This window comes from Gordonia sp. (in: high G+C Gram-positive bacteria), assembly GCF_012515855.1.
GTDB lineage: Bacteria > Actinomycetota > Actinomycetes > Mycobacteriales > Mycobacteriaceae > Gordonia.
On the sequence record NZ_JAAYXO010000212.1, the window covers coordinates 1 to 16790 of the forward strand.

At 68.7% G+C, this 16790-nt stretch carries 15 protein-coding genes; 14 read left to right on the plus strand and 1 reads right to left on the minus strand.

Translation table 11 applies throughout. From position 1 onward, the window contains the following. On the plus strand, positions 1–335 hold a 335-nt coding region (locus tag GX543_RS15650; RefSeq protein WP_290853248.1), incomplete at its 5' end, for a putative dsRNA-binding protein. A gap of 9 nt (positions 336–344) precedes the next feature. Beyond that, a complete protein-coding gene (gene mutM, locus GX543_RS15655; RefSeq protein ID WP_290853250.1) occupies positions 345–1223 on the plus strand; it encodes a bifunctional DNA-formamidopyrimidine glycosylase/DNA-(apurinic or apyrimidinic site) lyase in 879 nt (292 codons plus the stop codon). Between the two features lie 120 nt (positions 1224–1343). Here mutM and GX543_RS15660 read toward each other — a convergent pair whose 3' ends face one another. Then, positions 1344–2198: a hypothetical protein gene (locus GX543_RS15660; protein WP_290853251.1), complete on the minus strand. Its 855-nt coding sequence runs from the start codon at positions 2196–2198 to the stop codon at positions 1344–1346. 324 nt (positions 2199–2522) lie between these two features. Between GX543_RS15660 and GX543_RS15665 the strand changes: the two genes are divergently transcribed. The 12 genes from GX543_RS15665 to GX543_RS15720 form a co-directional block, all read left to right on the plus strand. Then, the gene (locus GX543_RS15665; protein WP_366929085.1) at positions 2523–3089 is read left to right on the plus strand and encodes a hypothetical protein; all 567 of its coding nucleotides are present in this window, start codon (positions 2523–2525) and stop codon (positions 3087–3089) included. A 27-nt stretch (positions 3090–3116) separates the two neighbouring features. Further along, positions 3117–4238 (plus strand): PQQ-dependent sugar dehydrogenase, encoded by a 1122-nt coding sequence (locus GX543_RS15670; protein WP_290853254.1) that lies wholly within the window; start codon positions 3117–3119, stop codon positions 4236–4238. Further along, a complete protein-coding gene (locus GX543_RS15675; protein WP_290853257.1) occupies positions 4235–4801 on the plus strand; it encodes a DUF6434 domain-containing protein in 567 nt (188 codons plus the stop codon). The genes GX543_RS15670 and GX543_RS15675 overlap by 4 nt, the downstream gene beginning before the upstream one ends. 74 nt (positions 4802–4875) lie before the next feature. Beyond that, on the plus strand, positions 4876–5283 hold the full coding sequence (locus GX543_RS15680) for an OsmC family protein (RefSeq protein WP_290853260.1): 408 nt from the start codon (positions 4876–4878) through the stop codon (positions 5281–5283). A gap of 4 nt (positions 5284–5287) precedes the next feature. Further along, the gene (locus GX543_RS15685; protein WP_290853262.1) at positions 5288–5563 is read left to right on the plus strand and encodes an acylphosphatase; all 276 of its coding nucleotides are present in this window, start codon (positions 5288–5290) and stop codon (positions 5561–5563) included. Positions 5564–5627: 64 nt separating this feature from the next. After that, positions 5628–9290, plus strand: a complete 3663-nt coding sequence (gene smc / locus GX543_RS15690; protein WP_290853264.1) for a chromosome segregation protein SMC — start codon at positions 5628–5630, stop codon at positions 9288–9290. A gap of 23 nt (positions 9291–9313) precedes the next feature. Beyond that, positions 9314–10690 (plus strand): signal recognition particle-docking protein FtsY, encoded by a 1377-nt coding sequence (gene ftsY / locus GX543_RS15695; protein WP_290853266.1) that lies wholly within the window; start codon positions 9314–9316, stop codon positions 10688–10690. A 218-nt stretch (positions 10691–10908) separates the two neighbouring features. Beyond that, positions 10909–11541, plus strand: a complete 633-nt coding sequence (locus GX543_RS15700; RefSeq protein WP_290853267.1) for a TetR/AcrR family transcriptional regulator — start codon at positions 10909–10911, stop codon at positions 11539–11541. 63 nt (positions 11542–11604) lie between these two features. Further along, a complete protein-coding gene (locus GX543_RS15705; RefSeq protein WP_290853268.1) occupies positions 11605–13251 on the plus strand; it encodes an acyl-CoA dehydrogenase family protein in 1647 nt (548 codons plus the stop codon). 173 nt (positions 13252–13424) lie between these two features. Next, positions 13425–14759 carry an ammonium transporter gene (locus tag GX543_RS15710; RefSeq protein ID WP_290853269.1) on the plus strand — a complete coding sequence of 445 codons (1335 nt, stop codon included), beginning with the start codon at positions 13425–13427 and terminating at the stop codon, positions 14757–14759. Between the two features lie 43 nt (positions 14760–14802). Then, positions 14803–15141, plus strand: a complete 339-nt coding sequence (locus GX543_RS15715; protein ID WP_290853270.1) for a P-II family nitrogen regulator — start codon at positions 14803–14805, stop codon at positions 15139–15141. A 64-nt stretch (positions 15142–15205) separates the two neighbouring features. Next, positions 15206–16790, plus strand: a 1585-nt coding sequence (locus GX543_RS15720; RefSeq protein WP_290853272.1) for a [protein-PII] uridylyltransferase, incomplete at its 3' end; no start/stop codon positions are given.

The following is a 16790-nucleotide window of genomic DNA, read 5'->3' on the forward strand; positions in this document are numbered from 1 at the left end:
AATCGCTGTTCGGCGCCATCTTCCTCGATCACGGGATCGAGGTGTCCAAGCGAGTGATCATGAATCTCTTCGAGCCGATCATCGAGCGCTCCGGGCGCCTCGGTGCCGGCCTGGACTGGAAGACCTCGCTGCAGGAACTGTCGGCGGAGCGCAGCCTGGGGCAGCCGCAGTATCAGATCACCTCCACCGGGCCTGACCACGACAAGGAGTTCACCGCGGTGGCCGTCGTCGGTGGTGCGGCGCTGGGGCAGGGCGTCGGCAAGACCAAGAAGGAAGCCGAGCAGAACGCTGCCGAGCTGGCGTGGAAAGCCCTGCGCGACCAGGCCGATCAGTGACTGATCGTCGTGCCTGAACTCCCCGAAGTCGAGACGATCCGCCGAGGCCTTGCTGTCCACCTGAGCGACCGCGAGGTTCGCGACGTCGAGGTGCTGCACCCTAGAGCCGTGCGTCGGCATGTGGGCGGAGCCGTCGATCTCTCGAATCGGTTGCGCGGCAAGCGAATCGCCGGCGTTGAACGTCGCGGCAAGTACATGTGGCTGCTGGCGTCCGACTCGACCGACGAGGTCGCGGCTGTCGTGCATCTCGGCATGAGCGGGCAGATGTTGATCGCCGAGCAGGGGAGCGAGGACCCGGTGCACCTGCGGATCCGCGCCGTGCTCGACGACGGTCACGAACTCCGGTTCGTCGACCAGCGGACCTTCGGCGGTTGGCACCTCGACGATCTCGTCGACACCGGGGCCCGCGCGCTGCCGGAGTCGGTGGCGCACATCGCCGCCGACCCGTTCGAGGAGAGCTTCGACGCCGACGCTGTCGTGACTGCGCTGCGTCGCCGTGACACCGAGATCAAGCGCGCGATCCTGGACCAGACCGTGATCTCCGGCGTCGGCAACATCTACGCCGACGAATCGCTGTGGCGCGCAGGCCTGCACGGTCGTCGTCGGACCAAGGGCATCACCCGCGCCGCACTCGGCGAGTTGGTCGGCCACATCACCGACGTGATGGGCGAGGCGATCACCGTCGGCGGAACCTCATTCGACGATCTCTACGTGAACGTGAACGGGGAGTCGGGGTACTTCGACCGATCGCTGAACGCCTACGGCCGCGAAGGGCTGCCGTGTCGACGGTGCGAGACGCCGATGGTGCGCGAGGCGTTCATGAACCGCAGTTCGTTCTCTTGTCCGTCGTGTCAGCGGGCACCGAGGACACGAGTCAATCGGCGCTGATCGGCCCGAATGCGGAGCTGCCCACCCTGCTGGTCGAGTACGGGAGGAGCGTAGCGACGACCACATCGAGACCGCCGCTGGCTGGGATCCGAAGCCGGGAGGTCACGGCAGCACCGATCATCAGGAATGACGTTCGAGTCGGTAGTGCAGGCGAAGGGCTCGGAATCGTCCGACTTTGAGTTCGTGATCGGTCCGGAGGACGCCTTCGTCGTCGACATACACGCGGAACGACTCCCTCAGTGGTGGCTGCGCCGCATACCACTCGTCGCCGAACAAGACCGATACGTACGCGCCGTCCTCGCCGAAGCGCTGAGATCGGGACGTCAGCGTCAGCGCACCGTCCGCTTCGGCGCGCGGTGCCAAGAACACGTGAATGTTGCCGAGTTCGAGCGGGAAAGAGACGGCGACGTGGGGCTGATGCCGGCCGGGCAGCACCGCCGAGCGGTAGAACCCGCTGTACACCGCAGAATCGTCGAGGCGTAGTCGTCGTAGCCAGGCCGCTCCTTGCCGGCGTCCCGACTCGTCGGAGACGATCCGGACCTCGCTCGACATCCCTCGACTCACCGACAGCGGCTCGGTCGGCAGGGCGAGTTGTTCGACGCGTCGACCGAATAGCGCGGCGACCGCCATCCCGCCGGGTGCGAACAGCGGGTTCCACTGCGACCACACCTCCATCCGCCACGCCCCGGTCTGTTCATAGAAGTCGCGCACGGCCGGGTGCAGGTCCGCCGCGTGAAAGTCCGGACCGTCGAGCACTGCCATGTCGTCGAACAAGCCTGCGGTCGGTGACGGCTGAGCGACCATTCCCTGCTTCTCGTAGTCGTGCAGCCAGGCGTCGCCGATCTCGTGCCTCTCGTTGTGCGGTGCGGCGAGGAACGCGAACTCCGGCGTCGACGGATCGACGCGTCGACCGACCGCGCGCCACCACCGACGGCTCATCGGATCCAACACATGCGTCACCGGGCGACGGGTCACTGGTCGGATCCCTCGGCAATCTGCTGTGCAGCGTGTGCACGTCGGTTCCGAGTGTCTTCCAGGAGATGGATCATGCGATGACAGTAGCCAGCGCAATGTCTTGCGGCCCAGTCGATTAGTTCAGTGAGGGGACTGCCGCTAGAGTCGTGCGCGACAGTCGCAAACTGTGACGGCGAGCACCTGGCCGGCGTGAGATCGGGTGGCCGGACGACGACCGAAAGCGAGAACATGAGGAATTCGATTCAACGCAGAACCGTCGGCGTATTCGCCGGTTTGGGCACGGTTGCGCTGCTGACCGTCGGCTGTGGCAGTGCCGATTCTTCGGTGTCAGACTCCTCCAAGACGGCCTCCTCCACAGCGTCGACGTCAGCGCAGGTGTCGGCGCCGGTCGAGTCGAGCACCGACGCGCCGCAGCCGTCGACCTCCGCGGCCAGCCCGGCGACGACGACGGTGAAGGGCGTCGCCGGTCGCGATGCGACTATGACGGGACCGATCGCCGCCCGATATGCCGCAGCCACACCGGCGGAGAAGAAGATTCTCGGGCTGCCGTTGACCGGCGATCACAACGCGGGCACCCGCGACAGCGGCGTGGTGTTTCAGCAGTTCGAGGGCGGCGTGATCACCGCTCGAAACGCTGATGCCGGGACGCCCGCGTATCTCACGTGGGGCAAGATCCGGGAGGCCTGGAACATCGAGCGCGACGCGAGCGGCAAACCGGTGCCGGTCGGGACCAACGGTTCCGCCGGACCCCTCGGCGCAGTCACGAGCGACGTGACCACCGTGGGGAGCACGCAGCAGGCGACCTTCGAGCACGGAAAGGTCACCTACAACACCGCGACCGACAAGGTGACCGTGGTGGTCAACGGTAAAACCGTTCCGTCCGGCCTCTAGTCGACCGAACTCGCCTACGGTTGACGGATGAACACCAGCACTGCAGTTCGCGGATCACTCACGTCACGCCGAGTCGCGGCGGCAGTGGTCGCGTGTTCGGCGACGGTCGTGGCGTTGACCGCGTGCACCGACGAACGGTCAGGGACGACGTCGGGAACGGCGACCGCCTCGCAGGCGACCAGTTCGTCCGTGCGCGGTGACGGACGCGTCGAGACCGTCGCCTCCGGTCTCGACGCGCCGTGGTCGATCGCCTTCCACGGCGACACGGCACTGGTCAGCGAGCGGGATTCCGGGCGGATCCTGGAATTGTCCGGTGACGGGACACCGCGCACGATCGGGACCGTCGACGGTGTGCGGCACGAGAGCGAGGGCGGTCTCCTCGGACTCGCCGTCAACGACGACTACCTCTACGCCTACTTCACCACCGCCGCCGAGAATCGGCTGGAGCGCTTCCGCCTGACCGGTACGCCCGGCGAACTCGGGCTCGGGCCTGCGGAGACGATCCTCAAGGGGTTGCCCCGCGCCGGGCACCACAACGGCGGGCGCATCGCGTTCGGCCCCGACGGAATGCTGTACGTGACGGTCGGCGATGCGGGCGATCCCGAGAAGGCGCAGGACCGCAGTTCGCTCTCGGGCAAGATCCTGCGGCTGACCCCGACCGGTGCCGTCCCCGACGACAACCCGTTCACGGGCTCGCCGGTCTACAGCTACGGACACCGCAACCCGCAGGGTCTGGCCTGGGCAGACGACGGCACGATGTACGCCAGCGAGTTCGGCCAGGACACCTGGGACGAGCTCAACGTGATCGCAGCGGGGAAGAACTACGGTTGGCCGACCGTCGAGGGCATCGCCGGCGACCCCCGGTTCGTGGACCCGGTGCAACAATGGTCGCCCGCCGACGCCAGCCCCAGCGGCATCACCATCGCCGACGGGAGCCTCTGGATCGCCAACCTGCGCGGCCAACGCCTGCGCGAAGTCCCCCTGAGCAACCCCGCGACCGCCGTCGAGTATCTCGTCGATGAGTACGGACGGCTGCGCGATGCGGTGCGGGCACCCGACGGTGCGCTGTGGGTGCTGACCAACAACACCGACGGCCGCGGCGATCCCGGCCCGGACGACGACCGGATCCTTCGGATCGATCCGCGGTGACGCAGTCGCCTGGTCCTGGACGGCCAGACCTCGGAGCGGGACTGGCCGAAGTGGAGTTCCTACGCTGGTACTGGTTGAAGGACGAGTTGGCGGCATTTGCGCGCGAGCGAGGCCTACGGGCGACCGGCAGCAAGGACCAGCTGACGGCGAGGATCGCGGCGTCGCTCGGCGGTCGAGAGTTCGTCGAACCGGCAGCGCGGCCGCGACCGAGCGGACGACAGCTGTCGGGCCCGTTGACCGCGGGCACGGTGATTCCGGCGGGCCAGCGGTCGAGTCAGGTGGTGCGCGCGTGGCTCACCGAGCAGATCGGCACCGGTTTCCACTTCGACGCCGCCATGCGCGACTTCTTCGGGCGTTCGGACGGCACCAAGACCATGCAGGACGCGCTGGACCACTGGCACGCCACCCGCAGCGGGGGCGCCCGCGACATCGACGGACAGTTCGAATTCAATCGATTCACCCGCGCTTGGCACCGAGCCCATCCCGACGGCGCGCGGCACGAACTGCTGGCGGCCTGGCGCGACTACCGCGATCGTCCCGTCGACGAACGCGGTCGTATCTGAGGGGGCCGCCTCCTAGGCAACGCCGCGAGAAGCGGCGGTACCGTGGTTGCGACACGTCACTCGAAAGGCATCACATGACCGACCTGTGGGTCCAACGCACCGGAACCCGTCGCTACACCGGCCAGAGTTCGCGCGGCGCCGAGGTGTTGATCGGTTCGGAGGACGTCGACGGTGTGTTCACCCCGGGCGAACTGATGAAGATCGCCCTCGCGGCCTGCACCGGCATGTCGTCCGACAGGCCGCTGTCGCGACGCCTGGGCGACGACTACGACGCCACCATCCGGGTGTCGGGCGACGCCGATCGGGAGAACGAGGTGTACCCGCGCCTCGACGAGATCCTCGAGGTGGACCTCTCCGAACTCGACGCCGACGCCGCAGCGCGCCTCCTGGTGGTGGTGGAGCGGGCCGTCGACAAGGTCTGCACCGTCGGACGCACGCTGAAGGCGGGCACCGAGGTCACCCTCGCCATCGAGACCGAGTGAACCCGTGAGCGACCAGCGGCTGAGCGCGTGGGTGCACGGCCATGTGCAGGGTGTCGGCTTCCGGTGGTGGACGCGCTCGCGGGCACTGGAACTGGGGCTCGTCGGCTACGCGTCCAACCAGGCCGACGGACGGGTGCTGGTGGTGGCCGAAGGGGCCGTCGACAAGCTGGAAGCCCTTGTGGACGCGCTGCGGTCGGGCGCCACGCCCGGCGTCGTCGACCTGGTCGTGGAGTCGTACGAGCCCGCTCGCGGGGGCCTGACCGGGTTCGTCGAGCGCTGATCCGACGCGCCTCGACCCCCGGTGACGCCTCGACGAGCGCTCCGGGTCGGTAGGCTGATCGGTCGTGCACCTGAAGAGCCTCACACTGAAAGGGTTCAAATCGTTCGCGTCGTCGACGACGCTCCGGTTTGAACCCGGCATCACGTGTGTGGTCGGCCCCAACGGGTCGGGTAAATCGAACGTCGTCGACGCCCTGACCTGGGTGATGGGCGAACAGGGCGCCAAGGCCCTGCGCGGCGGCAAGATGGCCGACGTCATCTTCGCAGGCACCTCGGGACGCGCTCCGCTGGGGCGCGCCGAGGTCACGCTGACCATCGACAACTCCGACGGCGCCCTTCCGATCGACTACTCCGAGGTCTCGGTGACCCGCCGCATGTTCCGCGACGGCGCGGGCGAGTACGAGATCAACGGAAACTCCTGCCGTCTGATGGACGTGCAGGAACTGCTGTCCGACTCGGGCATCGGCCGCGAGATGCACGTGATCCTCGGTCAGGGACGACTGTCGGCGATCCTCGAGGCCCGGCCCGAAGAACGCCGCGCGTTCATCGAAGAGGCAGCGGGCGTCCTGAAGCATCGCCGCCGCAAGGAGAAGGCGGTCCGCAAGCTCGACGCGATGGCGGTCAACCTGGACCGCCTGACCGACCTGACAACCGAACTGCGCAGGCAGTTGAAGCCGCTCGGCAGACAAGCCGAGGTGGCGCGCCGCGCCGCGACCGTCCAGGCCGACCTCCGCGATGCGCGACTACGGCTCGCGGCGGACGATCTGGTCCAGCGCCGCGAGGAGATGGCGCAGCACAGCATCGTCGAGGCCGAAGTGCGTCGGCAGCAGGACGAGGTGGCGGCCGGGCTCGATGCCGCGACCGAAGCCCTCGCCGAGGCGCAGGAACACCTCGCGCAGGTGACGCCGGCGGCGTCGGAGGCCAACCGGGTCTTCTACCAGCTGAGTGCGCTGTCGGAGCGGGTCGGCGGCACCCTTCGGGTGGCAGGCGAGCGCGCCGCACACCTGGCCTCGCCCAGCGTGGCGGCCTCCGGACCCGATCCCGAAGACCTGGAACGCCAGGCCGAAGAAGCGGCGATGACCGAGGCCGAACACGCCGAGGCCGTCGAGGCGGCGGCCGAGCGCCTCGAGTACGCCACCGCGGCGCTGTCGGCGTCCGAGCAGGCGGCGAGCGAGGCCGAGCGCGCCCATCTGGCCGCCGTGCAGGCCGTCGCCGACCGCCGCGAAGGGCTGGCGCGTTTGGAGGGCGAGGCCGCCAACCTGCGTACCAAGGTCGAGTCGGTCGACGGCGAGACCGCGCGGCTGACCGCCGCCATCGAGGCGGCGACGGAGCGGGCGGTGACCGCCCAGGCGTCGCTCGACACCGAGGCCGAGCACGTCGCCGCGCTGGAAGACGGCGAGCGTGATCTCGATGCTCATCACGAGAAGTACTCTGCCGCCCTCGCGCGCGCCACCGAGCTCGTCGAGAAGCTGCAGCTGGAAGAGCGCGAGACGGCACGGGCCATCGCTTCGCTGACCGCACGGATCGACGCGCTCTCGGTGGGTCTGGAGCGCGGCGACGGCGGCGCGTGGCTCATTGAACGGGGGACCGAGGGGCTGCTCTCGCCACTCTCTGAACTGTTGACCGTGGCACCCGGCTACGAGGCCGCGATGGCCGGCGCGCTGGGGCCGGTGGCTGAAGCGGTGGCGACCGTCGACGGACTCGCCGCCGTGCGCGCCCTGCACGAACTCCGCCAGGGCGACGGTGGTCGGGCGGCCCTGATCGTCGGCGGCATCGCCGCCCGCCCGCAGGCGCAGCGGCCGTCGCTGCCCAGCGGTGTGGTGTGGGCGCGCGATCAAGTGGAGGCGCCGGACTCGGTGGCCGGGGCGCTCGACGAACTGCTTGACGGGGTGGTGATCGTCGACGACGCCGCGACCGGGCTGCGCCTCGCGGGCGAACTCGGCGTCACCGGCGTCACCAAGGACGGCGACCGCATCTCGGCCGCGACGGTGGAGGGCGGCTCCTCGAAGCGGCCGTCGACCATCGAGGTGCAGTCGGCGATCGACACCGCGATCACCGACTTGGCCCGAGCCGAAGGTCGAGCGACGCAGATCGAAGCGGACCTCACCAAGGCGCTCAACGAACAGACCGCGGCCCGCGAAGCCACCGAGGGAGCGCTCGCCGCGCTCAACGAGTCCGATGCCAATGTCGGCGCCGCGTACGAGACGATGGGCCGGCTCGGCGCCGACATCCGCGCGGCGAGCGAGGAAGCCGACCGGCTGGTGCGCCAACGCAACTTCGTCGAACAGGGCCGGGCGGAGAACCTGTCGCAGCTCACCGAGGTGGAGGACCGCCTGGCGCGGGCCGTCGACGGGGTGGCCGACGAACCGTCCGGAGACCTCGATCGGGAGATGCGCGAGGCCACGGCGGCCGAGGTGGCGTCGGCGCGATCGATCGAGGTGGAGACGCGACTGACCCTGCGCACGGCGGAAGAGCGTCTCGCCTCGGTGCGCGGCAAGGCCGAGGGGTTGCGGCGGGCCGCGGCCAACGAGCGCGCCAACCGCGAGCGCCAGCGCCGTCAGGATGCCCAGCGACGGTATGCGGCCGGAGTGGCCTCTGCCGTGGTCGAGACCGGCGAGCGGCTGGCCGACGAGGTCTCGCGCGCGGCCGCCGACGCCGCGGAAGGTCGCGATCAACTCGAAGCCGTGCGGTCGCAGCGCACCGCCGAGGTCGACGCCCTCCGCGCGCAGGTCGATCAGCTGACCGGGGTGATGAACAAGCTGCGCGACGCCGTACACCGCGATGAGCTGGCGAAAGCGCAGGCCGCCCTCCGCATCGAACAGCTGGAAGAACAGGTCCTCGAGCAGTTCGCGATCGCACCCGACGATCTGGTCGCTGAGTACGGCCCCGACGTGCCGATGCCGCCGTCGGAGCTGGAGATGCGCGAATACCAGGAGGCCAAGGAGCGCGGCGATCAAGTGGTCGCCCCGGCGCCCATGCCCTACGACCGCGCGACTCAGGAACGCCGCCTCCGCACCGCGCAGAAGGACCTCAAGACCCTCGGCCGGGTGAACCCGCTGGCGCTGGAGGAGTTCGCGGCACTGGAAGAGCGTTACAACTTCCTGTCCGCCCAGCTCGAGGACGTCAAGGGCGCGCGCAAGGACCTGCTCGAGGTGATCGAAGACGTCGACGCCCGGATCCTGCAGGTCTTCACCGAGGCGTACGCCGATGTGGAGCGCGAGTTCGTGCAGGTGTTCGCCACGCTCTTCCCGGGCGGAGAGGGACGACTGATCCTCACCGACCCGGACGACATGCTCACCACCGGCGTCGACGTCGAGGCACGACCACCGGGCAAGAAGGTCAAACGATTGTCGTTGCTGTCGGGCGGCGAGAAGTCGTTGACCGCCGTTGCGATGCTCGTCGCGATCTTCCGCGCGCGGCCGTCGCCGTTCTACGTGATGGACGAGGTCGAGGCCGCGCTCGACGACGCCAACCTGCGCCGCCTCATCTCCCTGTTCGAGCAACTGCGCGAGAAGTCGCAGTTGATCGTCATCACGCACCAGAAGCCGACCATGGAGATCGCCGACGCGCTCTACGGTGTCAGTATGCGTGGCGACGGGATCACCCAGGTGATCTCGCAGCGGTTGCGCGGTGTCGACATCGCGCCCGCCGCCGAGACCAACGCGCCGTTCCATCCGGACGCCGAGCCGCAGACCGTTCCCACTCCCGCAATCGATACCGCTCCGTAAACAGCTGAAGGGAAGCATCCTCCGTGGATACCCAACTCATCATCGGCATCGTCATCGCCGTCGTCCTCGTGCTGGCGCTGGTCGGTGGCACCGGCTTCGCCCTGAGCCGGCGTCGTCGGATCTCGCTGAAGGACGAGGGCAAGACGGCCGAACAGGTCACCGACGGCACCCAGCGTCAGGTCGACCGATCCGGCGGCTACCAGGCCGGATCCGGGTTCAGCTTCAGCCAGGGCGGCGCCGGATCGGCAACGCTCGACCGACCCGAGCCGGAGCCGGTGGTCGTGCCGGAGCCGACGCCGGAGCCCGAGGTAGCGCCGGAGCCCGAGGCGACCCCGGAGCCTGAGCCGACGTCTGAGCCGACGCCGGAACCTGAACCGACGCCGGAACCTGCGCCGACGCCTGAGCCCGAGCCGACGCCGGAACCTGAACCGACCCACGAACCCGAGCCGACGCCCGAGCCCGAGCCGGTGCTCGACGAGATCGCTCCCACCGAAGGCCGCCTCTCGCGCCTGCGCGGACGCCTGTCGCGCTCGCAGGGTGCCATCGGCGCCAGCGTCCTGGGCCTGCTCGGTGCCGGCGACCTGGACGAGGACAGCTGGGAAGAGATCGAAGACACCCTGGTGATGGCCGACCTCGGCACCTCGGTCACCACGACCGTCATCGACCGGCTGCGCGAAGAGCTGGCGTCGGGCAAGGTTCGCACCGCCGACGACGCACGTTCCGCTCTCCGCGCCGTGCTGGTGGAGCAGTTGCACCCCGAACTCGACCGTTCGGTGAAGGCGCTTCCGCATGCCGACCGTCCCGCCGTGATCCTGGTGGCCGGCGTCAACGGCGTCGGTAAGACCACCACCACGGGCAAGCTGGCCCGCGTGCTGGTCGCCGACGGTCGCCGAGTGCTGCTCGGCGCCGCGGACACCTTCCGCGCGGCCGCCGCCGACCAGTTGCAGACCTGGGGCGAGCGCGTCGGCGCGAGCACCGTGCGCGGGAAGGAGGGCGCGGATCCGGCCGCGGTGGCCTTCGATGCCGTGACCACCGGCATCGCCGAGGGTGTCGACGTCGTCCTCATCGACACCGCGGGTCGTCTGCACACCAAGTCGGGCCTGATGGACGAGCTCGGCAAGGTGAAGCGCGTCATCGAGAAGAAGACCGAGGTGGACGAAGTGCTCCTCGTTCTCGATGCGACGGTCGGCCAGAACGGCCTGATGCAGGCCAAGGTCTTCGCCGAAGTGGTCTCGCTGACCGGCGTGGTCCTCACCAAGCTCGACGGCACCGCCAAGGGCGGCATCGTCTTCCGCATTCAGGAGGAGCTCGGCGTCCCGGTGAAGCTGGTCGGTCTCGGCGAAGGCGCCGACGACCTCGCGCCGTTCGAGCCGGGAGCATTCGTCGACGCACTGCTGTAAGCAAACCTTTCGATCCCTCTCAACCATCGCCAAGATCAGTCCGCTCACGACCCTCCGAAGGAAATCTTCCGGCGGAGCGGTCCGAGCGAACTGATCTTGGCGATCCTTTCTTTCTGTCGCTGTAGGACAGCCTCTTGCCGCCCGGATTGAATCGTGGTTCAATTCTTCGTGTAATCAATTGAACCTGAATTCAGTTGTTTGATCGGAGGGAGCAACGGATGGCATATCGACCGACTGCCGCGACCCGCCGCAGTGCCCAGGCCAAGCGCGACGCGATCCATGCTGCCGCGCGGAAGATCGTCGCCGGCGGTGGATTCGCCGCGGCCACCGTCGCCGCGATCGCTGAGGGGAGCGGTGTCAGCGTCGGATCGGTCTACTCGTACTTCGACAACCGGGAGACCTTGCTCGCCGAGGTCTTCCGCGACGCCGCGGAGTACGAGTTCGGCCACGTGGCGCGCGCCGTCGCCGCCCATGCCGGCCACCCCGAGGCGCAGATGCGCGCCCTCATCGACACCTTCGCCGAGCGAGCCCTGCGCGGCAGGCGCACCGCGTGGTCGCTGCTGTTCGAGCCGGTGACTCCCGCGGTCGACGCCGAACGCCTGCGCCTGCGGCAGTCGTATCGCGAGCTCGGCGAGCAGATCATCGCCGACGGCATCGCCGCCGGACGGTTCGCGGAGTGCGACGTCCCGGTGGTCGCCGCCGCAGTGATGGGAGCGATCTCCGAGGCCCTCATCGGTGCGCTGAATCCGGACACCGCCGCGCCGCTCAACGATGACCCGACGGCGCTGCTCGCCACCATCCGCCGCTTCTGCTTCCTGGCGCTCGGCGCCGAACCGCCCGCTCTCACCTGACACCCGTCTCACTTGCGAACCCCAAAACGAACCCCCAGCACTCGAACCCCCGAAGGAGTCGACATGTCCGCAACGCACCAGGTCTTCAATCAGGCGCCGCCGCGCATCGACGTGAACGAGTACACCAGCCACACCGCACTGGTCGAGGCGGTCGGCGCATTCGGCGGCGGATGGGCCACCGACGCCCTCACCGAGGCCGGCGCTCTGGTCGGTCGCGCCGATTTTCAGCGCGACGCCGAGCTCGCCAACACCATCCTGCCCAAGCACCTCAGTCACGACCGCTGGGGCAACCGGATCGACGACGTCGAGTTCCACCCCGCGTACCACCGCATCATCGGCGATGCGATCGCCCACGGCGCGCACACCAGCTGCTGGTCGGATCCGCGCGACGGCGCACACGTGGCCCGCGCCGCGATGTTCATGCAGTTCGGGCAGATCGAGCCAGGCCATGCGTGCCCGGTGAGCATGACGCACGCGGTGGTGCCGTCGCTGCGGCTGGATCAGAAACTGGCCGACGAGTGGCTGCCGCGCGTCTTCTCGACCGATTACCAGCACGAGCTCGGCGGCATCGACCCGTCGACCGGGCGCACGACCACCAAGACCTCGGCGATCTTCGGCATGGCGATGACCGAGAAGCAGGGCGGTTCGGACGTGCGGGCCAACACCACGCGTGCCGTCGAACAGTCCGACGGCACCTACCTGATCACCGGCCACAAGTGGTTCTGCTCGGCCCCGCAGTCCGACGCTTTCCTGGTGCTGGCCAACACGGCGGCCGGGGTCACCTGCTTCGTGGTGCCGCGCGTCCTGCCGGACGGCACCCGCAACGTGTTCAACGTGCAGCGCCTCAAGGACAAGCTCGGCAACAAGTCGAACGCCTCGAGCGAGGTGGAGTTCGACGGCACCGTCGGGTGGCGACTGGGCGACGAGGGCGCAGGCGTCCGGTCGATCATCGAGATGGTCAATCAGACCCGACTCGACTGCATCCTCGGTAGCGCCGCGGGCATGCGGCAGTCGGTCGCTGAAGCGGCCTGGCACGTCCGCAACCGCGCGGCCTTCGGGGCCACCCTGGTGGATCAGCCGGCGATGACCGCGGTGATCGCCGATCTCCAGGTGGAGGCCGAAGCCGCCGTCTGGACCGGTCTGCGCCTGGCCGCAGCGTACGACGACGACGCCGACGAGTCAGCGGCGTTCCGTCGCCTGGCCACGGCCGTCGGGAAGTACTGGGTCTGCAAGCGCGGCCCGAACCACGCGTACGAGGCCCTGGAGTGCCTCGGCGGCAACGGATACACCGAGAACGGCTTCCCGCTGTCGCGCCGTTACCGCGAGCAGCCGGTGATGGCGGTGTGGGAGGGCTCGGGCAACGTGATCGCCCTCGACGTGCTGCGCGCGATGATGCGCGACCCGCTGTCGGTCGAAGCCGTCGACAACGAATTCGAGCGGTCGCTCGGGGTCTACCGCGAGTACGACCTCCACGTGGAACGGACTCGCAAGCTGATCGCGCAGGCCGCCGCCGACCCGCTCGCCGCGCCCGCCCTGGCCCGACGCCTGACCGAATCGATGGCGATCGCGCTCCAGGGAGCGATCCTGATCCGCCAGGCGCCGGAAGCGGTCACCGACGCGTTCATGGCCGGCCGCATCGCGGACCCCGGCCACATGTACGGCGTCCTCGACGCGAAGCTCGACCTGTCGGGGATCGTGGCCCGCGCCTGACGGGAACCGGAGGATTCCGGTGTCGGGTCTGGACCCGTGAGCACGGCAACACCGCCGAAACATTCGTCCGATTCTTTGACGAGTGCGAAACATTCGAGCGACTCAGCACGCAACACGCACCCAGCATTCTGATCGCGGACGTCGAGAGACGACGTCCGCAAGGAGGTGCGACCGTGCAGATTGCATTGCCCGACGAGGTGTTCGGGACAGTGGACGCGGGAAACACGGCGTGGGTGCTGGTAAGCGCGTCGCTGGTCCTGCTGATGACGCCGGCGCTGGCGTTCTTCTACGGAGGACTCTCGCGCGGCAAGTCGGTGCTCAACATGATGATGATGTCGTTCGCGGCGCTGGGGACCGTGACCGTCGTCTACGTCCTGTGGGGCTTCTCGATGTCGTTCGGAAACACGCTCACCGGAACCGGTGACATCGGCGGCGTCTTCGCCAACCCGCTCTCGCTGTTCGGCTCAGACCAGCTGATGCAGACCAAGACCGTCGGCGATGCAACGCATGTCGTCGTCTGGGGTGCGACGGAGATCCCAGCGATGGTGTTCCTGGCGTTCCAATTGACGTTCGCGGTCATCACGGTGGCGCTGATCAGCGGTGCGCTCGCCGAGCGCGTCAAGTTCGTGACCTGGGTGGCGTTCACCGTCCTGTTCGTCACGATCGTCTACTTCCCGCTGGCCCACATGGTGTGGGGCGGCGGCCTGCTCTCGGGAGCCAAGGACTCGATCGCGGCGTGGATGTTCGGTGTGGCCGACGGGGTGGCCGAGGTGGCCCCGATCGACTTCGCCGGCGGAACCGTCGTCCACATCAACGCGGGTATCGCGGGTCTGGTCCTGGCTCTGGTGGTCGGCAACCGTCGCGGCTTCGGCCGCACCGCGTACCGTCCGCACAACATCCCGTTCGTGATGCTCGGCGCCGCCCTGCTGTGGTTCGGCTGGTTCGGCTTCAACGCCGGGTCTGAGCTGGGCGCCGATGCGACTGCCGGACTGGTGTGGGTCAACACCGCGGCTGCCACGGCCGCAGCGATGGTCGGCTGGCTGATCGTCGAATGGATCCGTGACTCGCACGCGACCAGCGTCGGTGCGGCGTCGGGCATCGTGGCCGGTCTGGTCGCGATCACCCCGGCATGCGGTTCGGTGAGCCCGGTCGGTGCGCTGTTCCTCGGTCTGGTGGCAGGCGGCCTCTCGGCCTCCGCGATCGGCCTCAAGTACCGGTTCAAGATCGACGACTCGCTCGACGTGGTCGGCGTCCACCTGGTGTCCGGACTCTGGGGCACCGTGGCGATCGGCCTGGTCGCGAAGGACTCCGGGCTGTTCTACGGACACGACTACAAGCAACTCGCGGTGCAGACCGTGATCGCGCTGGTCGCGTTGGTGTTCACCGGTGTGCTGACCTTCGTCATCGCGATGGTCCTCAAGCCGCTCGGTTGGCGCATCGACCGCGAGGCAGAGCTCACCGGCATCGACAGCACCGAACACGCCGAGAGCGCGTACGAGCCGGCATGAAATCGCTAGCAACTAGTGTCGATCAGGAGAGAAGGGGCAATCCATGAAGCTGATCACCGCAATCGTCAAGCCGTTCACCCTTGAAGATGTCAAGGCCGGGCTCGAGCACATCGGCGTCGTCGGAATGACAGTCAGCGAGGTGCAGGGTTACGGGCGGCAGAAGGGCCACACCGAGGTATACCGCGGCGCCGAGTACGCCGTCGACTTCGTTCCCAAGGTCCGCGTGGAGGTCGTCGTGGACGACGAAGCCGTCGACCAGGTGGCCGAAGCGATCGTCGAAGCCGCGCGCACCGGCAAGATCGGTGACGGCAAGGTGTGGGTGACCCCCGTGGAATCGATCATCCGGGTGCGAACCGGTGAACGCGGACCCGAAGCGATCTGATCTACGCGGCGGCGAGGAAGCGCTGGAGGCAACCTCCGGTGCCACCCTCGCCGCCGCGAGGTCGATCCTGCTGCACGACGACTCACTCACCGGACCGGCTCGGCGCGACGCCGTCGCCGACCTCTTCGAAGATTGGGTGGCAGCGCGCGCCGAGGCGCTCGGCATCGGTGCGCAGAGCGGATTCGCCGTCGTCGCCGTCGGCAGTCTCGGGCGGCGCGAAATGGTCGGTTACTCCGACCTCGATCTGATCTTGGTCCACGACAACCGCTATCCGGAACGCCTCGCCGAGGTGGCCGACGGCTTCTGGTACCCGCTGTGGGACGCCGGGATCAGCCTCGACCACAGCGTCCGGTCCGTGCCCGAGGCCATGCGCGTGACGCGGGAAGACGCGTCGGCGGCCCTCGGCCTGCTCGACGCCCGATTCCTGGCCGGTGACCGCGACTTGGCCGAACTGATGATCGTGTCCGTCCGCAACCTCTGGCGCACCGAGGCGCGCCTGCGGCTGCCGCAGGTGATCGAGACGGCCCAGGACCGGTGGCGGCTGACGGGCGAGATCGCCCACCGCGCCGAACCCGATTTGAAGAGCGGTCGCGGTGGACTCCGCGACATCCAACTCCTCAACGCCCTGGCCCTGGCGCAACTGACCGACGGTCTGGCACGTCTGGATCCGGGAACGGTCGGATCTCCGCTGGCGCAGGCCTACGACCTGCTGCTCGCGGTCCGGGGCGAAGCCCACCGCATCGCCGGTCGCGCTCGCGACCAGGTGCGCGCCCAAGACGCCGACGAGATCGCCGTCGCTCTCGGCATCGCCGACCGCTTCGAGTTGGCACGCAAGATCAGCGACGCCGGTCGGACCACAACCTATGCCGTGGATGCCGGACTCCGCACGGCGCAGAACGCCGTCGGCCGCCGGGGCCTGTCCCGGTTGCGTCGCTTGCCGCTGCGCCGCCCGCTGGACGAGGGCGTCGTCGAGCACAGCGGTGAGGTGGTGTTGGCGAAGTCGGCGATCCCCAGCGGCGATCCCGGGCTGGTCCTCCGGGTGGCCGCGGCCAGCGCTCGGAATCGGCTGCCCATCAATGGTCCGGTCCTGGAACGCCTCGCTCGCTACAGCCCCGAGATGCCCGAGCCGTGGTCGGCCGAGCAACTGTCGGACCTGCTGGTGCTGTTGGCGTCGGGACCCGACATGGCGGGGCCGATCGAGGCCCTCGACCGGGTCGGCCTCTGGGGACGGATGTTCCCCGAGTGGGAGGCCGTCCGTGACCTGCCTCCGCGCGACGGGATCCACACCTGGACCGTCGACCGGCACCTGATCGAGACCGTGGCCGGCGCGTCCGAACTCACCACCGACGTCCCGCGCCCGGATCTGTTGCTGCTCGGAGCGCTGCTGCACGACCTCGGGAAGGGGCGCGGGGGCAACCACTGCACGATCGGCGCGGACATCGCTGACGCCATCGGTCGGCGACTCGGCCTCTGGGCCGCCGACCGTGAGATCCTCTCCGAGATGGTTCGGCATCACCTCCTTGTCCACCAGGTGGTGACCCGCCGCGATCCGACCGATCCGCAGGTCGTCGCCGACGTCGCGGAGACGCTCGGCCACAACGCGGTGCTGGTGTACCTGCTCGGCGCGCTCGCCGAAGCGGATTCGAAGG